The following is a 19,674-nucleotide window of genomic DNA, read 5'->3' on the forward strand; positions in this document are numbered from 1 at the left end:
GGCGGCGACCGCGCCGCTCAGCAGGTGCCTCGCATGAGCTCCGCCAGATCGTGGTCCAGATCCACCTGGAGGTGTTCCAGGCCGACCGGTACCAGGTCGGTGGTGAGCCGCAGGAAGTTCCGCACCTCGCCCGAGCGGACATGCACCACGGCGGTGCCCTCGGGCGCGTGGAACTCCAGCACGGTGCGGTCGTAGCCGTACGGCCGCACCCGCACGTCGCCGTACCCGACCGCGTCCTCGAGGCCGGACACCAGCAGCTCGCGGGCGAAGGTCCAGCAGACCTCCACGCCCTCGAGCGTGGCGGGGGCGGGGAAGGTCATACGGACGGCGAACGGGTCGGTCCGGTCGTAGTGGAGCGTTGCGGGAATGCTCGGCATCCGCGGCGCGGCGGCGACGAGGCGTGCCTCAACGGGCTGCTCGATGACGGTGGACAACGCCTGGCTCCCTTGGTGACGGCTGAACGAACTCCGGGCGGATGAGGCCGGTCAATTGAAGAGACGGAGAAATGACCCGGCGCGTGCACCTGTAAGGAGAGTGACCTCTGTCACCGAGGTCATGCACTGGGGAGATCAACTTTCCCCGACCGTGATGATCCCTTTCCGTCCCGCGCTCGCCGGACACCCGAGAGGACACCCGGGCGGGCCCCGAAGGTTCCCGCGGGAGGCCATCTGGACGACATCGGGCGAGTGGACTAGCTTCGCCCGCCATGAGGGGCTTGGGGAAGACGAGACGTACGAGCCGGACGGTCACCGTGGGACTGGGCGCGGCAGCGCTCGGCGCGGCGCTCGCGGTGGCGGTGCCCGCGGCGGCGGTTCCCGCGCCCGCGCACGAGGCGGCGAGGACCCCGCACTGGGCCCTCAAGGACAGCGGTACGGACGTACGGTTCCGTGGCCTGTCCGCCGTCGGCCGGGACACCGCGTGGGTGGCCGGCTCGAAGGGCACCGTGCTGCGTACCACGGACGGCGGCGGGCACTGGCGGAACGTGTCGCCGTCCGGGGCAGCGGACCTGGAGTTCCGCGACATCGAGGCGTTCGACGCGCGGCGGGCCGTGGTCCTGGCCATCGGGGAGGGCGAGGCGTCCCGTGTCTTCAGGACCGAGGACGGCGGTGCCACCTGGACGGAGTCCTTCCGCAACACCGACGCCAAGGCGTTCTACGACTGCCTGACCTTCCTGGACCGGCGCCACGGCCTGGCGATGAGCGACCCGGTGGACGGCAGGTTCCGCATCCTGTCGACCAGCGACGGCGGCCGTTCCTGGAAGGTGCTGCCCAGCGCCGGGATGCCCGCCGCGCAGGACGGCGAGGCCGGCTTCGCCGCGAGCGGGCAGTGTCTGGTCGGTTCGGGGCCCCGCGATGTGTGGCTGGCCACGGGAGGGGGCGCACGCGCGCGCGTGCTGCACTCCTCGGACCGCGGGCTGACCTGGACCGCCACCGACACCCCGGTCCCCGCCGGTGATCCGGCGCGCGGTGTCTTCGCCCTCGCCTTCCGCGACCGGGTCCACGGCCTCGCGGTCGGCGGCGACTACCGCGCCGACCAGGCCTCGCCGAAGGCCGCGGCGGTCACCCCGGACGGGGGCCGCACCTGGACCACCGCGGACCGGCCCCCGCCCGCCTACCGCTCAGGCGTCACCTGGCTTCCGCACAGCCGCACCGCCGCTCTCGCGGTCGGCCCCACCGGCACCGACCTGACGACCGACGGCGGCCGCACCTGGCGCACCCTCGACACCGGCTCGTACGACACCGTGGACTGCACCCCGGACCTGGGCTGCTGGGCCTCCGGCGAGAAGGGACGGGTCGCCCGGCTGGAGCACTGAGCCGAGCCGTGTTCCAGCGCGGCCACCGCGACCGGAGGACGGTGATCAGCCGCGGAGAGCCGCGTTCCCCGGCGGCGTCGTGGGCGTCACGACGTGCCGCTTGACCAGTTCGTACGATCTCAGCCGGTCGGCCAGCGCGTACACGGGTGTCACCAGCATGAGTTCGTCCGCGCCGGTCAGGTCCACCAGGTCCGTCAGGTGCCGCGCGACCGTCTCGGGCGCACCGTGCGCCTGGTGGGCGCGGAAGCTCTGCAGAGCCCGGACCTCCTCCGCGGTGAACGGGTGAGCCGCCGCTTCCGCGGGTGTGGGGAAGGGGATGTCGCCTCGTCCCTGGAGGAGTCCGGCCTTGACGACATCCATCGGGCCGGCGAGCCAGGACGCCTCCTTCTCCGTCTCGGCGCACACCGTCTCCACGCAGATCAGTACCCGCGGGCGCGCACACCAGCGGGAGGGGGAGAAGGACGCGCGGTAACGGGCCAGCGCGGCCAGGGTGTTGTCCGGACGAATGTGATGGGCGACGGCGATCGGCAGTCCGAGTTCCCCGGCGAGCGCGGCTCCGGCGGTGCTCGAAGCCAGCAGCCACGGCTCAGGGAGCGGGTCGAGCGCGACCTCCTCCACCAAGTGCCGCAGCGTCGACGAGACATCGTCGCGATACTCGTCGTCCGTGGTCGGACCCGCGCCGCGGCGCAGGGCACGCGCCGTGGACTCGTCGAAGGTGCCCGGGCCCCGGCCGATGCCCAGGTCGATCCGGCCGTCGTGCAGCGCGGACAGCGTGCCGAACTGCTCAGCCAGCATGATCGGGGCGTGGTTCGGAGCGAGAACACCTCCGGAGCCGACCCGGATGGAGGACGTCGACGCGGCCGCGTGGGCGGTCAGCACGACGGGCGGGAACGCTCCGATGGCCGGCGAATGGTGGTGCTCGGCGTACCAGAGACGCAGATATCCGAGGTCGTCGAGGCGCTGGGCGAACGCGGTCGTGTCGCGTAACGTGTCGGCGGCCTCGGCGCCGCTCTGGACCATGGCCACTTCGAGCGCGCTGAGCGGAACAGTGATCATTCGGTCAGTATAGGAAGCGCCCGGCAGCGCCAACCGCCCTGGCTCGTACGGTGGTTCGGTCGCCGGTCAGGGCCGCGGGGGACGCACTGTGTCAGGCCGCTCGGGCATGAGCTGCATGAGCTGCATGAGTTGCATGAACAAGGCCAGCTCCCACCGGTGTTCGACCGCGGGTGAGCGGGAGCCCACCCCTGGTCCGCCGCCCCGGTCCCGCGCCGTTTAGGCTCGTTCCCATCATGACCACCGTGAGGATTCCCGCGGGCTGGCCCGCCACCGAGGAACAAGCCCGGGCCGTGCAGGACGAGTTGCGCGGGCGGGTGGTGATCGACGAGCCGGGCCCGCCGCCCGGCACCGGCCGGGTGACCGGCGTCGACGTCGCCTACGACGACGAGCGGGACGTGGTGGTCGCGGCGGCCGTCGTCCTCGACGCGGCGACCCTCGACGTCGTGGCCGAGGCCACCGCCGTCGGCAGGGTCTCCTTCCCGTACGTCCCCGGACTGCTGGCCTTCCGCGAGATCCCGACGGTCCTGGCCGCGCTGGACGCCCTGCCCTGCCCGCCCGGCCTGGTCGTGTGCGACGGGTACGGCCTCGCCCACCCGCGCCGCTTCGGCCTCGCCAGTCACCTCGGGGTCCTCACCGGGCTCCCCACGATCGGGGTCGCCAAGAACCCCTTCACCTTCTCCTATGAGGAGCCGGGCGTCCGGCGCGGCAGCGTCTCACCGCTGCTCGCCGGCACCGACGAGGTGGGGCGCGCGCTGCGTACCCAGGACGGGGTCAAGCCCGTGTTCGTGTCCGTCGGCCATCGCGTGGACCTCGACAACGCCTGCGCGCACACGCTCGCCCTCGCCCCGAAGTACCGCCTGCCGGAATCCACCCGGCACGCGGACTCCCTGTGCAGGCGGGCCCTCCAGGAGGCAACGGCCTGACGTCTCCCGGCTGTTGGCCCGCCCGGCCTCCGTCACCCGCCGGCCCGCCCGATGTCTTCCACGCGTCGGCCGGGCCGGTCTGAGTACGTGTTCTGAGTACGCGTGCGGATGTATGAAGCGGCCATGATCGGCAACCTGATCCCCATGACGACGCACCGTGCCCCGAAGCCCGCCGCCCACCCCACCCGGCCCGTCGAGCGCGCCGTTGTGGCCGCACTGGTCCTCGCCGTGTCGGCAGGACTCGCCTGGATCGGCGGGATGGTCTACACGGTGATCGGCTGGGCGTCGTGAGGGCCGCGAGACCCTCACGAACGCGTCGCACCCGCCGGGGTCCCTTTCCCGGATGTCCTGGCCGCGCTGGAGCGAGCCCCTTGCCGGGCCCCGGTCCTACCGGACCGCCGCCACCCGGAAGGTGATCCCCGCCGCGACGAGCCGTTCCATCAGCGCGTCGCCCATCGCCACCGCCGGGGTGACCTGCCCCGACGTCTTCGGCAGCTCGTCGAGAGCGAGGGACAGCGCGGACTCCGCGAGCATCTTGGCGGTCTCGCCGTAGCCGGGGTCGCCGCCCGCGACCTCGGTGTACACGCGCCGGCCACCGCCCTCGCCCACGAAGCGCACCGAGAACCAGCTCTTCGCCCGCAGTTCGGCGCTCGGGCCCTCGCCCGGCTTGATCCGCCCGGACAGCCAGCGGCGCGCGGGCGGCAGCTGGGCGGCCGCGAAGATCGCGCTCACCCCGGCTACTCCGCCGAGGGCGATGGGCAGCCGCTCGACGGCCGCGTAGTGGCGGTAGCGGAAGTCCGGCCCGTACCGCTCCAGGGCGCGCGCCGAGCGCTGCACCACCTGGGCGTCGATCGTGGGCAGCGGCAGGGCCCACGCCCCGACCTCCTTGGCGAACCGCGGCGCGCCCAGCGGGGCCTCGACGCGGCGCCCCATCACGCGCGGCTCGTGGTGCCTGCGCTCCCGCGCCGCGGCGAGCAGGTGCCGGCCGCGCGCGAACTGGTTCAGCGCGGAGGCGAAGGTGCCGCCCGAGAACATCGCCTGGGAGCGCACGAACCCGTCCACCCGCAGCGGCACGCCCTCCGGGAGCTGCCGCACGGTGAAGTAGGCGCCCAGGTCGTGCGGAATCGAGTCGAAGCCGCAGGCGTGCACGAGCCGCGCGCCCGTCTCCCGCGCTCGGGCGTCGTGCCGGACGTACATCAGGTCCACGAACTCGGGCTCGCCGGTGAGATCCACGTAGTCGGTCCCGGCATCCGCGCAGGCGGCCACCAGATCCTCGCCGTAGGTGATGTACGGCCCCACCGTGGTGGCCACCACGCGCGCCTGCCCGGCGAGCTCGCGCACCGAGTCCGGGTCCGTCACGTCCGCCCGCAGCACACCGGGGGCGCCGCCGAGCCGCTCCCGCAGCCGTTCCAGCTTCTCCGCGCTGCGCCCGGCGATCGCCCACCGCAGCCCTTCGGGCGCGTGCGCGGCGAGGTACTCCGCGGTGAGCTCCCCGACGAACCCCGTGGCTCCGAAGAGCACGATGTCGTACGCGCGGTCCGTCCCGTTCAGCCTGCTCATGACACCCTCCGCACTATGGGCTGCGCTCGATCGTGCGGTGCTCGCCACGTCGTGCGCGAAGCGCCGTTGTCGGTGGCTGAGGCTAGCGTGAGGGACGAACAGTCGGACGACGAGGTCGCAGGAACAGGCCGGAGGTAGCCGTGGCCGTGTCGAAAAACGCGCTGAAAAAGTGGCAGAAGGTGCGCGAGTTCGCGCTCGGTCTGCCCGGCGCCGCGGAGGAGTTCCCCTGGGGCGAGACCGTCGCGAAGGTCAACAAGAAGGTCTTCGTCTTCCTCGGCACCGACGACGGCAGCTACCCGATGGGCATCACGGTGAAGCTCAAGGACGAGGCGGCGCACGCCCACGCGCTCACCGCGCCCGGCGCCGAGCCCGCCGGATACGGCCTGGGCAAGGCCGGCTGGGTGCGCGTACCCCTGGAGGAGCAAGGGGCTCCCGCGGCGGAGCTGCTGTGCGACTGGGTCGAGGAGAGCTACCGGGTCATAGCCCCCAAGAAGCTGATCGCGGAGCTGGACCAGGGCTGATCCCGCGGGTCCGTTCGGGGCGTACCCGGTCGGCCGCCGACCCGCTCCGCCCGGGTCGGCGCGGCAGGCGGGCACTCCGTCCCCGGGGTCCGGTTCCACCCTCCCGGCCCGGTACGGACCGGTTTGGTCACGGTCCGGCACCGGGAAATAAACTAAGCGCTTGCTCGTCAGGGGCTTGCCCGGAGTGGAACGCGTTCTTAACATCGCTGATGTCACATCAGTAGTGTCACAGTGCTGGGGGCTTGATGGCAGAGGCAGGAACGCCGGGGAACGGCCCCCTCGCCGGGGTGCGCGTGGTCGAGCTGGCGGGCATCGGCCCCGGCCCGTTCGCCGCCATGCTGCTCGCCGACCTCGGAGCGGACGTCGTCCGGGTGGACCGGCCCGGCGGCCCCGGGCTCGGGGTCGATCCGGCCCACGACGTCACCAACCGCAACAAGCGGTCCGTGATCATCGACCTCAAGGCCGAGGACGGCGCTGCCCGCGTCCTCGACCTGGCCGAACGAGCCGACATCCTGATCGAGGGGTACCGCCCCGGCGTCGCCGAGCGCCTCGGTGTGGGCCCGGACGCGTGTCACGCCCGCAACCCGAGGCTCGTCTACGGCCGGATGACCGGGTGGGGCCAGGACGGCCCGCTCGCCCACCGCGCCGGGCACGACATCGCCTACATCGCGCTCACCGGCACCCTCGGCATGATCGGCAGGCCGGACGAGCCGCCCGCGGTCCCCGCGAACCTCCTCGGCGACTACGCGGGCGGCTCGCTCTATCTCGTCGTCGGCGTCCTCGCCGCGCTCCACCACGCGCGCGCGACCGGCGCCGGGCAGGTCGTGGACGCGGCCATCGTCGACGGCACCGCGCACCTCTCCGCGATGATCCACGGCATGCTGGCCGCGGGCGGCTGGCAGGACCGGCGCCACGCCAACCTCCTCGACGGCGGCTGCCCCTACTACGGGACCTACGAGACGGCCGACGGCCGGCACATGGCGGTGGGCCCGCTGGAGCAGCGGTTCTACGACGAGTTCGTCGACCTGCTCGGCATCCCGGAACTCGGCCCCGCCCGCAAGGACCCGGCCCGCTGGGAGGAACTGCGCGAGACGGTCGCCGCCCGCTTCAGGACCCGTACGAGAGACGAGTGGACCGCCGTCTTCGACGGCTCCGACGCCTGCGTGGCGCCGGTCCTGTCGCTGCGCGAGGCGCCCGGCCACCCGCACCTCGCCGCCCGCGGCACCTTCGTGGACCACGGCGGCATCACCCAGCCGGCCCCGGCGCCGCGCTTCTCGACCACCCCCACCTCGGTCCGCGGCGGCCCCGCCCTGCCGGGGGCCGACACCGCGGACGTGGCCCGTGACTGGGACGTTCCCCGGCTGACGAAGGACGGCGACTGATGGAGCTCTCCCTCCCGCTCGACTACGCGGGCGACGCGCGAAAGGCCGCCGACGAGGTCGCGGCCCTGGAGTCCGCCGGCCTGGACGCCGTCTGGGTCGCCGAGGCCTACGGCTTCGACTCGCCGACGATCATGGGCTACCTGGCCGCCCGCACCGAGCGCGTGAAGATCGGCGCCGCGATCCTGAACGTCTACTCGCGCACCCCGGCGCTCATCGCGCAGACCGCGGCCGGGCTCGACGCGATCTCCGGGGGCCGCGCCATCATCGGGCTCGGCGCCTCCGGCCCGCAGGTCGTCGAGGGCTGGCACGGGAAGGCGTACGACAGGCCGCTCGGCCGGACCCGCGAGACCATCGAGCTCACCCGCCGCATCCTGCGCCGCGAGGTCATCGACCACCACGGCATCACCGACATGCCCCGACCCGGCGGCCTCGGCAAGCCCCTGAAGATCCTCACCAAGCCCGTGCGTCCCGAAGTCCCTCTGTACGTCGCCTCGTTGGGGCCCGCCAACGTGCGGATGACCGCCGAGGTCGCGGACGGCTGGCTCCCCACGCTGTTCATCCCCGAGAAGGCCCACCAGGTGTGGGGCGCGGCACTGGCCGAGGGCGCCGCCCGCCGGGACCCGGCCCTCGGACCGCTCCGGACCGTCGCCGGCGGACTGCTCGCGATCGGCGAGGACGCGGCGGCCGTACGCGACCTCGCACGCCCCAGGATCGCCCTCTACGTCGGCGGCATGGGCGCTCCGGGCAAGAACTTCTACAACGACCTCGCGGTGGCGTACGGCTACGAGAAGGAAGCCCGCCTCATCCAGGAGCTCTACCTGTCCGGCCGCAAAACCGAGGCGGAGGCGGCCGTGCCGGACGAGTTCTGCGAGCTCATGTCGCTGTGCGGTCCCGAGAGTTACGTCCGCGAGCGCGTCGCCGCCTTCCGGGAGGCCGGGGTGACGATGCTGAACGTGACGCCCGTCGGCCCGGAACCGGCCCGGCTCGTCGAAACCGTCAAGGGCTGGCTCTAGCCGGTGTCCCCCCGTCTGAACTCCAGGAAGGCGTTCCCCGCATGAAGCGGCAGATCTTCACCGCCGAGCACGACGCGTTCCGCGAGACCGTGCGCACCTTCCTCGCCAAGGAGGTGCTGCCCCACTACGAGCAGTGGGAGAAGGACGGCATCGTCTCGCGCGACGCCTGGCTGGCGGCCGGGAAGCAGGGCCTCCTCGGACTCGCCGTGCCCGAGGAGTACGGAGGCGGCGGGAACGCGGACTTCCGCTACAGCGCCGTACTCGCCGAGGAGTTCACGCGCGCGGGAGCGGCCGGTCTCGCCCTCGGGCTGCACAACGACATCATCGGGCCGTATCTGACGGACCTCGCCACCGAGGAGCAGAAGCGGCGCTGGCTGCCCGGCTTCTGCGACGGCTCGATCATCACGGCGATCGCGATGACCGAACCCGGCGCCGGCTCCGACCTCCAGGGCATCACCACGCACGCCGAGGACAAGGGCGACCACTACCTGCTCAACGGCTCCAAGACCTTCATCTCCAACGGCATCCTCGCCGACCTGGTGATCGTGGTCGCCAAGACCACCCCCGAAGGCGGTGCGCGCGGGCTGTCGCTGCTCGTCGTCGAACGTGGCGCGGAAGGCTTCAAGCGCGGCCGCAACCTCGACAAGATCGGCCAGAAGTCGCAGGACACCGCCGAGTTGTTCTTCAACGACGTGCGCGTGCCCAAGGAGAACCTGCTCGGCGAGCTGAACGGCGCGTTCGTCCACCTCATGACGAACCTCGCGCAGGAGCGCATGGGAATCGCCGTCGCCGCCATCGCCGGTGCCGAGTACCTGCTGGAGATCACCACCCAGTACGTGAAGGAGCGCGAGGCGTTCGGGCGGCCGCTCGCGAAACTCCAGCACATCCGCTTCGAGATAGCCGAGATGGCCACCGAGTGCGCCGTCACCCGCACCTTCCTCGACCGGTGCATCGTCGACCACTCCGACGGCGAACTCGACGCGGTGCACGCCTCCATGGCCAAGTGGTGGGCCACCGAACTGCAGAAGAGAGTGGCCGACCGGTGCCTTCAACTGCACGGCGGTTACGGCTACATGACGGAGTACCGGGTCGCCCGGGCCTTCACCGACGGACGCATCCAGACCATCTACGGCGGGACCACCGAGATCATGAAGGAGATCATCGGCCGTTCCCTGCTCGGCTAACACTCCCCGAAAGGCTTACCAGTGAGCACCGAAGCGTACGTGTACGACGCGATCCGCACCCCGCGCGGCCGCGGCAAGCAGAACGGCGCCCTGCACGGCACCAAGCCCATCGACCTGGTCGTCGGGCTCATCCACGAGGTGCAGCGGCGCTTCCCGGGTCTCGACCCGGCCGCCATCGACGACATCGTCCTCGGTGTCGTGGGCCCGGTCGGCGACCAGGGCTCCGACATCGCCCGTATCTCCGCGATCGCCGCCGGACTGCCCGACACGGTGGCCGGCGTTCAGGAGAACCGCTTCTGTGCCTCGGGCCTGGAAGCCGTCAACCTGGCCGCGATGAAGATCCGTTCGGGCTGGGAGGACCTGGTGCTCGCGGGCGGCGTCGAGTCGATGTCGCGGGTGCCGATGGCCTCGGACGGCGGCGCGTGGTTCGCCGACCCGATGACCAACCTCGCCACCAACTTCGTTCCGCAGGGCATCGGCGCCGACCTCATCGCCACCATCGAGGGCTTCACGCGCCGCGACGTCGACGAGTACGCGGCCCTCTCCCAGGAGCGTGCCGCCGCGGCCGTGAAGGACGGCCGCTTCGAGAAGTCCGTCGTCCCCGTCAAGGACCGCAGCGGTCTCACGATCCTCGACCACGACGAGTTCCTGCGTCCGGGCACGACCGCCGACTCGCTCGCCAGGCTGAAGCCGTCGTTCGCCGACATCGGCGATCTGGGCGGCTTCGACGCCGTGGCCCTGCAGAAGTACCACTGGGTCGAGCAGATCGACCACGTCCACCACGCGGGCAACTCCTCCGGCATCGTCGACGGCGCCTCGCTCGTCGCCATCGGCTCCCGCGAGGTCGGCGAGCGCTACGGCCTCACCCCGCGTGCGCGGATCGTCTCCGCCGCCGTCTCCGGCTCCGAGCCCACCATCATGCTCACCGGGCCCGCGCCCGCGACGCGCAAGGCGCTCGCCAAGGCCGGCCTGACCATCGACGACATCGACCTCGTCGAGATCAACGAGGCCTTCGCGGCCGTCGTCCTGCGCTTCGTGAAGGACATGGGCCTGTCGCTGGACAAGGTCAACGTCAACGGCGGCGCCATCGCGCTCGGCCACCCCCTCGGCGCCACCGGCGCGATGATCCTCGGCACCCTCGTCGACGAACTGGAGCGCCAGGACAAGCGGTACGGCCTCGCCACCCTCTGCGTGGGCGGCGGCATGGGCATCGCCACGATCGTCGAGCGCGTCTGACCTTCCCAACGGATCAAGGATCTACGGAGCATCCCCTGATGAGCACTGAGCCCACCACCATCCGCTGGGAACAGGACGAGACCGGCGTCGTCACCCTCGTCCTCGACGACCCCAACCAGTCCGCGAACACCATGAACCAGGCGTTCCGCGCCTCCCTCGCAGCGATCACCGACCGCCTGGAAGCCGAGAAGGACTCGATCCGGGGCGTCATCTTCACCTCCGCCAAGAAGACCTTCTTCGCGGGCGGCGACCTGCGCGACCTCATCCGGGTCACCCCCGAGACCGCCCAGGACCTCTTCGACGGCGGCCTCGCCATCAAGCGCGACCTGCGCCGCATCGAGACCCTGGGCAAGCCGGTCGTCGCCGCGATCAACGGCGCGGCCCTGGGCGGTGGCTTCGAGCTCGCCCTCGCCTGCCACCACCGGGTCGCCCTCGACACCTCCGGCACCAAGATCGGCTGCCCCGAGGTCACCCTCGGCCTGCTCCCCGGAGGCGGCGGAGTCGTCCGCACCGTACGGCTGCTGGGCATCGCCGACGCCCTGTTGAAGGTCCTCCTCCAGGGCACGCAGTACAACGCGACGCGCGCCCAGGAGAACGGCCTCGTCCACGAGGTGGCCGCCACCCCCGAGGAACTGCTCGCCAAGGCCCGCGCGTTCATCGACGCCAACCCCGAGTCCCAGCAGCCCTGGGACAAGCCCGGCTACCGCATCCCGGGCGGCACCCCGGCCAACCCGAAGTTCGCGGCCAACCTGCCCGCCTTCCCGGCCAACCTGCGCAAGCAGACCAACGGCGCGCCCTACCCGGCCCCGCGCAACATCCTCGCGGCCGCCGTCGAGGGCTCCCAGGTCGACTTCGAGACGGCCCAGGTCATCGAGGCCCGCTACTTCGTCGAGCTGGCCGCGGGCCAGACCTCGAAGAACATGATCCAAGCGTTCTTCTTCGACCTCCAGGCCGTGAACTCCGGCGCCAACCGCCCCAAGGGCATCGAGCCGCGCCCGGTCCGCAGGGCCGCGGTTCTCGGCGCCGGGATGATGGGCGCGGGCATCGCCTACTCGTGCGCCCGCGCGGGCATCGACGTCGTCCTGAAGGACGTGACGGCGGAGGCCGCGGCCAAGGGCAAGGCGTACTCCGAGAAGCTCTGCGCCAAGGCGGTCTCCCGGGGACGTACGACCCAGGAGAAGGCCGACGAACTGCTCGCCCGCATCACGCCCACCGCCGACCCGAACGACCTCGCGGGCTGCGACGCCGTCATCGAGGCCGTCTTCGAGGACACCGCGCTCAAGCACAAGGTGTTCCAGGAGATCCAGAACATCGTCGAGCCCGACGCCCTGCTCTGCTCCAACACCTCGACCCTGCCGATCACCGCGCTCGCCGAGGGTGTCGAGCGGCAGGACGACTTCATCGGGCTGCACTTCTTCTCGCCCGTCGACAAGATGCCGCTCGTCGAGATCATCAAGGGCGAGCGCACCGGCGACGAGGCACTCGCCCGCGCCTTCGACCTCGTACGGCAGATCAAGAAGACCCCGATCGTCGTCAACGACTCGCGCGGTTTCTTCACCTCCCGGGTCATCGGCCACTTCATCAACGAAGGCGTCGCGATGGTCGGCGAGGGCATCGAGCCCGCCTCCGTCGAGCAGGCCGCCGCCCAGGCCGGCTACCCGGCCAAGGTCCTCTCCCTCATGGACGAGCTCACACTCACCCTGCCGCGCAAGATCCGCAAGGAGTCCAAGCAGGCCGTCGAGGAGGCGGGCGGCACCTGGGAGACCCACCCCGCCGAGGCCGTCATCGACCGCATGGTCGACGAGTTCGGGCGCCCCGGGCGCAGCGGCGGCGCGGGCTTCTACGAGTACGGCGAGGACGGCAGGCGCGGCAAGCTGTGGCCGGGGCTGCGCGAGCACTTCACCAAGACGGGGCACGAGATCCCGTTCGAGGACATGAAGGAGCGCATGCTCTTCTCCGAGGCGCTGGACACCGTCCGGCTCCTGGAGGAAGGCGTCCTGACCTCCGTCGCCGACGCCAACATCGGCTCCGTCTTCGGCATCGGCTTCCCCGGCTGGACCGGCGGCGTCCTGCAGTACGTCAACGGCTACGAGGGCGGGACCGGCACCGGACCGGCCGCGTTCGTGGCCCGCGCGCGGGAACTCGCCGAGCGCTACGGGGACCGCTTCCTCCCGCCGGCGCTGCTCGTCGAGAAGGCGGAGAACGGCGAGCGGTTCACCGACGCGTCCTGACCGGGGGCGCATCACGCCCGGGCCCACGCACCGGGGTGACGTGTCGCTGAGTGGTGGTATAGGGGACTTGCTCCACGGGGGCGGGCACCGGACGCTGACCGGCGAACCGGTACCCGTCCCCCCGCCGAGGAGCTCTCACGGGTCGCCGTCCCGCCCTCGCTCTGCTGGACATCCTGCGCGGCGAGGGCGTGGACCGCGTCTTCGGCAACCCCGGCACCACCGAACTCCCCTTCCTGGCCGCCCTCGCGGAGACCGCCGACGCACCCGCGTACGTGCTCGGCATCCACGAGGGCGCCGTCGTCTCCATGGCCGACGGATACGCCCGCGCGACCCGGCGCCCCGCCTTCGTCAGCCCGCACATCGCCGCCGGGCTCGCCGACGGGCTCATCGGTCTGCTCAACGCCCGCCGCTCCCGCACCCCGTTGGTGGTGATGGCGGGCCGGCAGGACCGCCGCCATCTCCAGCAGGACCCGATGCCGTCGGGCGATCTCGTCGCTCTGGCCCGCCCCGCCGTCAAGGCGGCCGTCGACGTCCAGCATGCCCGTGACCTGCCGCTCGCCGTGCGCCGGGCCTTCGCTCTCGCGGTACGGCCGCCCGCCGGGCCTTCGCTCTCGCGGTACGGCCGCCCGCCGGGCCCGTGTTCCTGTCCGTGCCGATGGATCTGCTCGCCGAGGACACCGAGGTAGAGGTCCCGCCCCGCACACCGACGCCCCGTGCCGGCCCGGCCGCCGGTCTCGACCGCGCGGCCGTGCTGCTCGGACGAGCAGCACGGCCCGCCATCGTGGCCGGCGACGGCGTGGGCCGCGACGACGCGGTACGGGCCCTCGTGCGCGTCGCCGAGACCTGCGGCGCCCCCGTCCACCACCAGCCGATGGCCGACTGCCTCGACTTCCCGACCACCCACCCGCACGTGGTCGACGACGGCAGCGGCTTCCTGACCGGCCAGACCCTCGACGTGGCAGGCGGATCGGCCTACTTGTGAGCGCTCGTGCCGCCGAGGACGGCCGGCCCGGGATCAGGACTCCCGGAGCCACTCCCGCAGCTCCTCCTTCAGCGAGCGCTGGAACGCGGTGAGCAGCGCCTGCACCACCAGCGGCTGCATGTGCGCCGACAGCGACTTCACCGCCGCCACGGACTCCCCTTCCCCGACCGCGTCGCGCAACAGGGTGGACAGTTCGTGGGCCGCCGCCCGCGAGTGCTCCAGCAGGACGGTCCGTGCGGCGAGGATCGTCTCGTGCGCGATCGGTACGTCCAGGAGCTCCACGCCGAGCCGCAGCAGCCCGGGGTCCAGCCGGACGGAGTCCCCCGTCCGCTCGATGACGCCCATCGCGGCGAGCCGCTCCAGGTCCGCTTCGCCGAGCGGCCGCCCGGCCCGCCGCTCCAGCTCCTCCCGGGTCATGTCCTCCGTCGCGTCGGGCGCCCAGGAGGCCACCACGGCACGGTGGATGGCGAGCTCGTGCGCGCTCAGACCGGGCGGCAGCTGCGTCAAGTGACGTTCGATCCCGGCCAGCGTCATGCCCCGTTGCTGCAACTCCTCGATGAGCGCGAGGCGGGCCAGATGCTCCTGGCTGTAGTGGCCGACGCGGCGGGGGCCGATCACGGGCGGCGGCAGCAGGCCCCTGGCGCTGTAGAAGCGGACCGTACGGACCGTGACGCCCGCCCGGGCGGCCAGCTCGTCGACTGTGAGCGTCGGCTCCTCGGTGTCCGTCGTCATGGGCAGTCCTCGCTTCTCGCGTCGTGCCGCGCGCCCTGGTTCACCGGTGGCGGCGCGGTGCAACAGTATTGCTGTCTCACCGGTGTTGTGAAAGCGTCCGTCCAGGAGCGGCGCGGGTCGCGGCCCGCGCGGCACTCGGATCCGACGGCGCCAGGAGGCGGTCATGACCACGATCCTGAGACTCCCGGGAGAGCCGGCCGAACTCACCCTCCCCGCCCTGCTGCTGCGCAACGCCGAGGACCACGGCGACCTGCCGGCGCTGTCCTGGCGTACGGAGGACGGCTGGACCACCCTCAGCTGGGGCGAGGTGCGCCGTGAGGTCGCCGGACTCGCCGCCGGATACGCCGGTCTCGGCGTCGGGCGGGGCGACCACGTCCTCATGATGATGGGCAACCGTCCCGAGCACTGGCTGAGCGACCTGGCGCTGACCCACCTGGGCGCCGTGCCGGTCACCGTCTACTCCACGTCCGCCCCGGAACAGGTCGCGCACATCGCCCGGAACAGCCGTGCCCGCCTCGCGATCGTCGGGGGAGTGCGCGAACTACCGCGCTGGGAGCCCCTGTTGGGGGACGCCGGCGTGCCTCTGGAGCGGCTGGTGGTCGCGGAGGCCTCCGAGGCGGGCACCCACCGCACGTACGACTCGTTGCGCGGCCCGCGCCCCACGGCGTCCGCCGGGACCGGACAGGGGACCGTCGCCGAGGCCGCACCGGTCGGGACGGCCGCGGACGCGCACCGCTCCGAGGCGTTCGAGAAGGCCTGGCACGAGAGCCGTCCCACCGATCCGCTCACCGTCGTCTACACCTCGGGCACCACCGGCGAACCCAAGGGCGTGAGCATCAGCCACCGCAAGGTCGTCCTGAACGTCCTGTCCCTCGACCGCCTCGTCGAACTCCCCACCCATGTCGAGCACATCTGCTACCTACCCTTCGCGCACATCGCCGAGCGGATGCTCGGGATCTACCTCCCCGTGTTCCGCGCCTCGCACGTCCATCTGTGCGCGGACCCCTCGGAGGTGGCCGCCGTCGTCCGGGAACTGCACCCCGCGCAGTTCTTCGGTGTTCCGCGCGTGTGGGAGAAGCTCGCGTCCGCCGTGCGGGCCGCGCTGGCCGGACTGCCGAAGGAGCGGCGGACGGCCGTGGAGGCGGCGATGGAGACGGGCCGCGCGCACGTGACCTGCCGTGAGCGCGGCGAGGAGCCGTCCGCCGCGCTGCGGGAGGCGTACGCCACGGCCAAGGAGCAGGTGCTCGACCCGATCCTCGCGCTCGCCGGTTTCGACCGCCTGGAGTGGACGGCGAGCGCGTCGGCGCCGATGCCGCAGGACGTCGTGCGGTTCTGGGCGGGCTTCGGCCTCGCGGTCATGGACGCCTGGGGGCTGACGGAGACGATCGGCGTCGCCACCGCCAACAGCCCGGCCGCCTTCCGCCTCGGCTCGGTCGGCAGGCCGCTGGACGGGCTGGAGATCCGGATCGCCGGGGACGGCGAGATCCTCGTACGGGGAGAGACCGTCTTCGACGGCTATCTGCGGGCCGACGGCTCGCTGGAGGACGTCCGGGACGCCGACGGCTGGTTCGCCACCGGTGACATCGGACGGCTCGACGAGGACGGCTTCCTCTGGATCACCGACCGCAAGAAGGAGATGATCGTGACCTCGGCGGGCAAGAACATCTCGCCCGCCCTCGTCGAGAACACGCTCAAGGAGCATCCCCTCGTCGGCCAGGCGTTCGTGCACGGGGACGGACACCCGTACCTCGTGGCGCTCCTCGTCCCGGACCCCGAGCAGGCGGCCCGCCTCGATCCGGCAGCCCTGCGGGAGGCGATCGCCGACGCGGTGGACCGGGCCAACGCCCGTCTCAGCCGCCCGGAGCAGATCAAGCGCTACCGCGTGCTCGACCGGGAGTGGAGCCCGGAGAGCGGTGAGCTGACTCCCTCGCTCAAGCTGCGGCGCCGCGCGATCAGGGAGCGCCACGCGGACGTCATCGAGGAGATGTACACGCCCTGACCGCGGCGATCACGCCGACCGACCGGATGCCGTACGCCCCCGATCTCCCTGATCCGCCACCGGTTTCACCGATCTCCGTGGCGGATGTCCGGCCGTGTGACGCGTGTCACCGCATGCGAGGCGATCCACCCGGGAAGGCGGCGCCTCGGTCCGTGCCGCGTCAGGCATGGCACGGGCCAGGCACATCCGGACACCCGCGCACCCCGTGCGCCGGGCGCGCACCAGAAGGTAGATCCACCCGTGAGCAAGGACGCCGTAGACACGGCCGGGGCCGCCTCCCGCACCGGTGCGACCCAGTCGCCCGCCGACGCCGGCGACGCCGGTTACAGCAAGGGCCTCAAGGCCCGCCACGTCAACATGATCGCCATCGGCGGCGCGATCGGAACCGGGCTCTTCCTCGGAGCCGGCGGCCGCCTCCACGACGCGGGCCCCGCGCTCGCCCTCGCCTACCTCGTCTGCGGCGCCTTCGCCTTCCTCGTCGTACGCGCCCTCGGTGAGCTCGTCCTCTACCGGCCCTCGTCCGGGTCCTTCGTGTCGTACGCCCGCGAGTTCCTCGGCGAGAAGGGCGCCTACGTCGCCGGGTGGATGTACTTCCTCAACTGGTCGACGACCGGGATCGCCGACATCACCGCGATCGCGCTCTACACGCACTACTGGAGCGTCTTCACCGACATCCCGCAGTGGGTCCTGGCGCTGATCGCCCTCGCGGGTGTGCTCGCCGTGAACCTCATCTCGGTGAAGATCTTCGGCGAGATGGAGTTCTGGTTCGCGATCGTCAAGGTCGCCACCCTCGTCGGCTTCATGCTGATCGGCATCTTCCTGCTGGCCACCCGGCACGAGGTCGGCGGCACCACGCCCGGTCCGGGGCTCGTCACGGACCAGGGCGGCCTCCTCCCGCACGGGGTGATGCCGGTCGTTCTGGTGATGCAGGGCGTGATCTTCGCGTACGCCGCTCTCGAACTGGTCGGCGTCGCCGCGGGCGAGACCGCCGAGCCCGAGAAGGTCGTCCCGCGCGCGGTGAACTCGATCATGTGGCGGGTGGGTCTGTTCTACGTCGGCTCGGTCGTCCTGCTGGCCCTGCTGCTGCCCGGCTCGGTCTACTCGGCCGGTGAGAGCCCGTTCGTCACCGTCCTGTCGAAGATCGGCGTCCCGGCCGCCGGTGACGTCATGAACCTCGTCGTCCTCACGGCCGCCATGTCGTCGCTGAACTCCGGCCTGTACTCCACCGGCCGCATCCTGCGGTCCATGGCGATGGCGGGCTCGGCGCCCCGGTTCACCGCGAGGATGAACCGCAGCCAGGTCCCGTACGGCGGCATCCTGCTCACCTGCGCGGTGTGCGTGCTCGGCGTCGTCCTGAACTACCTGATGCCCAGCCAGGCCTTCGAGATCGTCCTGAACGTGGCGTCCCTCGGCATCATCAGCACCTGGGTGATCATCATGATCTGCCACCTGGTGTTCGTCCGCCGGGCCGAGGAGGGGCTGGTGACCCGCCCGTCGTTCCGCCTGCGCGGCAGCCCGGTCACCGAGATCGTCACCATCGCCTTCCTGCTGGCCGTCCTCGGCCTGATGTGGAACGACCCCGAGGTCGGCCGCAAGACCCTCCTCCTCGTCCCGCTGATCGCCGCCCTGCTCGTCGGCGGCTGGTTCGCGGTCCGCAGCCGCGTCTCGAAGGCGGCGGACCAGGAACTGAACAGGCTCACCCGCTAAGGCCGTCCAGCTCGGCGCGTCCGTGCACATGCCGCGGATCGGGTGCGGCCTGGCCGGCGGCAGATGGTCGCGGGTCGAACCCCTCGTCACCGAGCGGCTGGTGCGCCGCGGGCTGGCGGTGACGGTGTACGACCACGGGGGCTGACCGGCGGGGCGACGCGGTGGCGTGCGGTCCTGCCGGAGTCGACCGGGGTGCGACTGAAGGAAGTTGCGAAAGATTCTGCAACTTCTTGCCGTGGTGGTCCGGGCCTGCTTGACTCGCTGCCCGGATCCGAGAGGGAGAGTCATGAGCCGCGACATCGACGTCCTCGTCCTCGGCGGCGCGGGGGTGGACACGATCGTCCACGTCCCCGAACTGCCGCTTGCGTACGCCGACAGCTACATGATCCGTCCCGGGATCGAGACCCGGGCCGGGCAGACCGGAGACTTCGTCGCGCTGGGCCTGCACGAACTCGGCCTGCGCACACACCACCTCGACATGCTCGGCGACGACCCCGAGGGCGACCTCGTGCGCGCCCTGCACCGCGAACGCGGCATCGCGCTCACCGAGGTGCCCCAGCCCGCCGGCACCAAGCGCGCGGTCAATCTCGTCGGCCCCGACGGGCGCCGGCTGTCCCTGTACGACGACAGCCGCTCGCACGAAGGGGACCGGCTGCCCGAGAAGACGGTGCGGGACCTGGCCGCGGCGAGCCGTCACGCCCACGTCTCCATCACCCACCCGTGCGCCTTCGCCCTCCAGGCCCTGCGGGGGGCCGGGGTCACCCTCTCGACCGACCTGCACAACTGGGACGGTGAGAATCCCTACCACGAGCCGTTCGCGTACGCCGCCGACGTCGTGTTCGTCTCCACCACCGCCCTCACCGACCCCGAGCGCACCATGCGGCGGATCGTGGAACGGGGCCGGGCCGAGGCGGTCGTCGCCACGGCCGGCGCCGAGGGCGCGTACCTGCTGGCCGACGGCGAGCTGACCCACGTCCCGGCGGTCCCGCCGCACACGCCCGTGGTCGACTCGAACGGCGCCGGGGACTCCTTCGCCGCGGGCTTCCTCTTCGGCCGGCTGACCGGCGAATCCGTCCGGCGCTGCGCCCTGTACGGCGCGGTCGCCGGTGCCTACGCCTGCACCGTGCCCGCGACCCGGGCCGACGCCATCGGCCGCGACGAACTCCTCGCCCAGGTGGATGAGTTGGAGAACGAGACCACCCGCCGCTGAACCACGCGGGCGGCCACCTGCTGACCGCTGACACCTGCTCACCGCCGACACTTGCCCACGGCCGTCGGCCGCCCGCGGCCGCCGCCCGGCCTCCCGGCCCGCCCGTCCCCGGCAGGGGAGAGCGG

The 19,674-nt window shown here is 72.0% G+C and carries 18 protein-coding genes and 1 pseudogene; 15 read left to right on the plus strand and 4 right to left on the minus strand.

Going from position 1 to position 19,674, the window contains the following annotated elements:
• Positions 1 to 17: 17 nt before the first annotated feature.
• Positions 18 to 434: an SsgA family sporulation/cell division regulator gene (locus ACFWBT_RS16535; RefSeq protein ID WP_385700540.1), complete on the minus strand. Its 417-nt coding sequence runs from the start codon at positions 432 to 434 to the stop codon at positions 18 to 20.
• Between the two features lie 272 nt (positions 435 to 706).
• On the opposite strand from ACFWBT_RS16535, the gene ACFWBT_RS16540 reads away from it, so the two are divergent.
• Positions 707 to 1,813 (plus strand): WD40/YVTN/BNR-like repeat-containing protein, encoded by a 1,107-nt coding sequence (locus ACFWBT_RS16540; RefSeq protein WP_385700541.1) that lies wholly within the window; start codon positions 707 to 709, stop codon positions 1,811 to 1,813.
• A 45-nt stretch (positions 1,814 to 1,858) separates the two neighbouring features.
• Here the strand turns inward: ACFWBT_RS16540 and ACFWBT_RS16545 are convergent, their stop codons facing one another.
• Positions 1,859 to 2,869 (minus strand): LLM class flavin-dependent oxidoreductase, encoded by a 1,011-nt coding sequence (locus tag ACFWBT_RS16545; RefSeq protein WP_385700543.1) that lies wholly within the window; start codon positions 2,867 to 2,869, stop codon positions 1,859 to 1,861.
• A gap of 233 nt (positions 2,870 to 3,102) precedes the next feature.
• Here ACFWBT_RS16545 and ACFWBT_RS16550 point away from each other — a divergent pair, with 233 nt between their 5' ends.
• Both ACFWBT_RS16550 and mmpA read left to right on the plus strand, forming a co-directional pair.
• Entirely contained in the window at positions 3,103 to 3,792 is a 690-nt protein-coding gene (locus ACFWBT_RS16550) for an endonuclease V (protein WP_385700546.1), read from the plus strand.
• 144 nt (positions 3,793 to 3,936) lie between these two features.
• Positions 3,937 to 4,083: a morphogenic membrane protein MmpA gene (mmpA, locus tag ACFWBT_RS16555; RefSeq protein WP_385700598.1), complete on the plus strand. Its 147-nt coding sequence runs from the start codon at positions 3,937 to 3,939 to the stop codon at positions 4,081 to 4,083.
• A 96-nt stretch (positions 4,084 to 4,179) separates the two neighbouring features.
• On the opposite strand, the gene ACFWBT_RS16560 is transcribed toward mmpA, so the two are convergent.
• Positions 4,180 to 5,352: a saccharopine dehydrogenase family protein gene (locus tag ACFWBT_RS16560; protein ID WP_385700548.1), complete on the minus strand. Its 1,173-nt coding sequence runs from the start codon at positions 5,350 to 5,352 to the stop codon at positions 4,180 to 4,182.
• 140 nt (positions 5,353 to 5,492) lie between these two features.
• On the opposite strand from ACFWBT_RS16560, the gene ACFWBT_RS16565 reads away from it, so the two are divergent.
• From ACFWBT_RS16565 to ACFWBT_RS16600, 8 genes are all read left to right on the plus strand, one after another.
• A complete protein-coding gene (locus ACFWBT_RS16565) occupies positions 5,493 to 5,873 on the plus strand; it encodes an MmcQ/YjbR family DNA-binding protein (protein WP_385700550.1) in 381 nt (126 codons plus the stop codon).
• Between the two features lie 245 nt (positions 5,874 to 6,118).
• On the plus strand, positions 6,119 to 7,255 hold the full coding sequence (locus ACFWBT_RS16570) for a CaiB/BaiF CoA transferase family protein (RefSeq protein ID WP_385700553.1): 1,137 nt from the start codon (positions 6,119 to 6,121) through the stop codon (positions 7,253 to 7,255).
• Entirely contained in the window at positions 7,255 to 8,268 is a 1,014-nt protein-coding gene (locus ACFWBT_RS16575) for an LLM class F420-dependent oxidoreductase (RefSeq protein WP_385700556.1), read from the plus strand. Before ACFWBT_RS16570 ends, ACFWBT_RS16575 begins: the two co-directional genes overlap by 1 nt.
• Positions 8,269 to 8,309: 41 nt before the next feature.
• Complete coding sequence (locus ACFWBT_RS16580) at positions 8,310 to 9,452, plus strand: acyl-CoA dehydrogenase family protein (RefSeq protein ID WP_385700558.1); 1,143 nt, start codon at positions 8,310 to 8,312, stop codon at positions 9,450 to 9,452.
• 21 nt (positions 9,453 to 9,473) lie between these two features.
• Complete coding sequence (locus tag ACFWBT_RS16585) at positions 9,474 to 10,688, plus strand: acetyl-CoA C-acetyltransferase (protein ID WP_385700561.1); 1,215 nt, start codon at positions 9,474 to 9,476, stop codon at positions 10,686 to 10,688.
• Between the two features lie 38 nt (positions 10,689 to 10,726).
• A complete protein-coding gene (locus ACFWBT_RS16590; RefSeq protein ID WP_385700562.1) occupies positions 10,727 to 12,919 on the plus strand; it encodes a 3-hydroxyacyl-CoA dehydrogenase NAD-binding domain-containing protein in 2,193 nt (730 codons plus the stop codon).
• A gap of 188 nt (positions 12,920 to 13,107) precedes the next feature.
• Entirely contained in the window at positions 13,108 to 13,605 is a 498-nt protein-coding gene (locus tag ACFWBT_RS16595; RefSeq protein ID WP_385700563.1) for a thiamine pyrophosphate-binding protein, read from the plus strand.
• Positions 13,575 to 13,901 carry a hypothetical protein gene (locus tag ACFWBT_RS16600; protein ID WP_385700566.1) on the plus strand — a complete coding sequence of 109 codons (327 nt, stop codon included), beginning with the start codon at positions 13,575 to 13,577 and terminating at the stop codon, positions 13,899 to 13,901. Before ACFWBT_RS16595 ends, ACFWBT_RS16600 begins: the two co-directional genes overlap by 31 nt.
• A gap of 33 nt (positions 13,902 to 13,934) precedes the next feature.
• Here ACFWBT_RS16600 and ACFWBT_RS16605 read toward each other — a convergent pair whose 3' ends face one another.
• Positions 13,935 to 14,633 (minus strand): MerR family transcriptional regulator, encoded by a 699-nt coding sequence (locus tag ACFWBT_RS16605; protein WP_385700568.1) that lies wholly within the window; start codon positions 14,631 to 14,633, stop codon positions 13,935 to 13,937.
• A gap of 163 nt (positions 14,634 to 14,796) precedes the next feature.
• Between ACFWBT_RS16605 and ACFWBT_RS16610 the strand changes: the two genes are divergently transcribed.
• From ACFWBT_RS16610 to ACFWBT_RS16625, 4 genes and pseudogenes are all read left to right on the plus strand, one after another.
• Positions 14,797 to 16,632 carry an AMP-dependent synthetase/ligase gene (locus ACFWBT_RS16610; protein WP_385700571.1) on the plus strand — a complete coding sequence of 612 codons (1,836 nt, stop codon included), beginning with the start codon at positions 14,797 to 14,799 and terminating at the stop codon, positions 16,630 to 16,632.
• A 240-nt stretch (positions 16,633 to 16,872) separates the two neighbouring features.
• Positions 16,873 to 18,339 (plus strand): amino acid permease, encoded by a 1,467-nt coding sequence (locus ACFWBT_RS16615; RefSeq protein ID WP_385700574.1) that lies wholly within the window; start codon positions 16,873 to 16,875, stop codon positions 18,337 to 18,339.
• Positions 18,338 to 18,484, plus strand: a pseudogene (locus ACFWBT_RS16620) (Appr-1-p processing protein); the annotation flags it as partial. The gene ACFWBT_RS16615 and the pseudogene ACFWBT_RS16620, both read left to right, overlap by 2 nt.
• Positions 18,485 to 18,625: 141 nt before the next feature.
• Positions 18,626 to 19,549, plus strand: coding sequence for an adenosine kinase (locus ACFWBT_RS16625; protein ID WP_385700576.1), 924 nt, complete (start codon positions 18,626 to 18,628; stop codon positions 19,547 to 19,549).
• Positions 19,550 to 19,674 lie beyond the last annotated feature (125 nt).

Origin of the sequence: Streptomyces sp. NPDC060027, from assembly GCF_042737005.1 — a bacterium.
Taxonomy (GTDB): domain Bacteria; phylum Actinomycetota; class Actinomycetes; order Streptomycetales; family Streptomycetaceae; genus Streptomyces.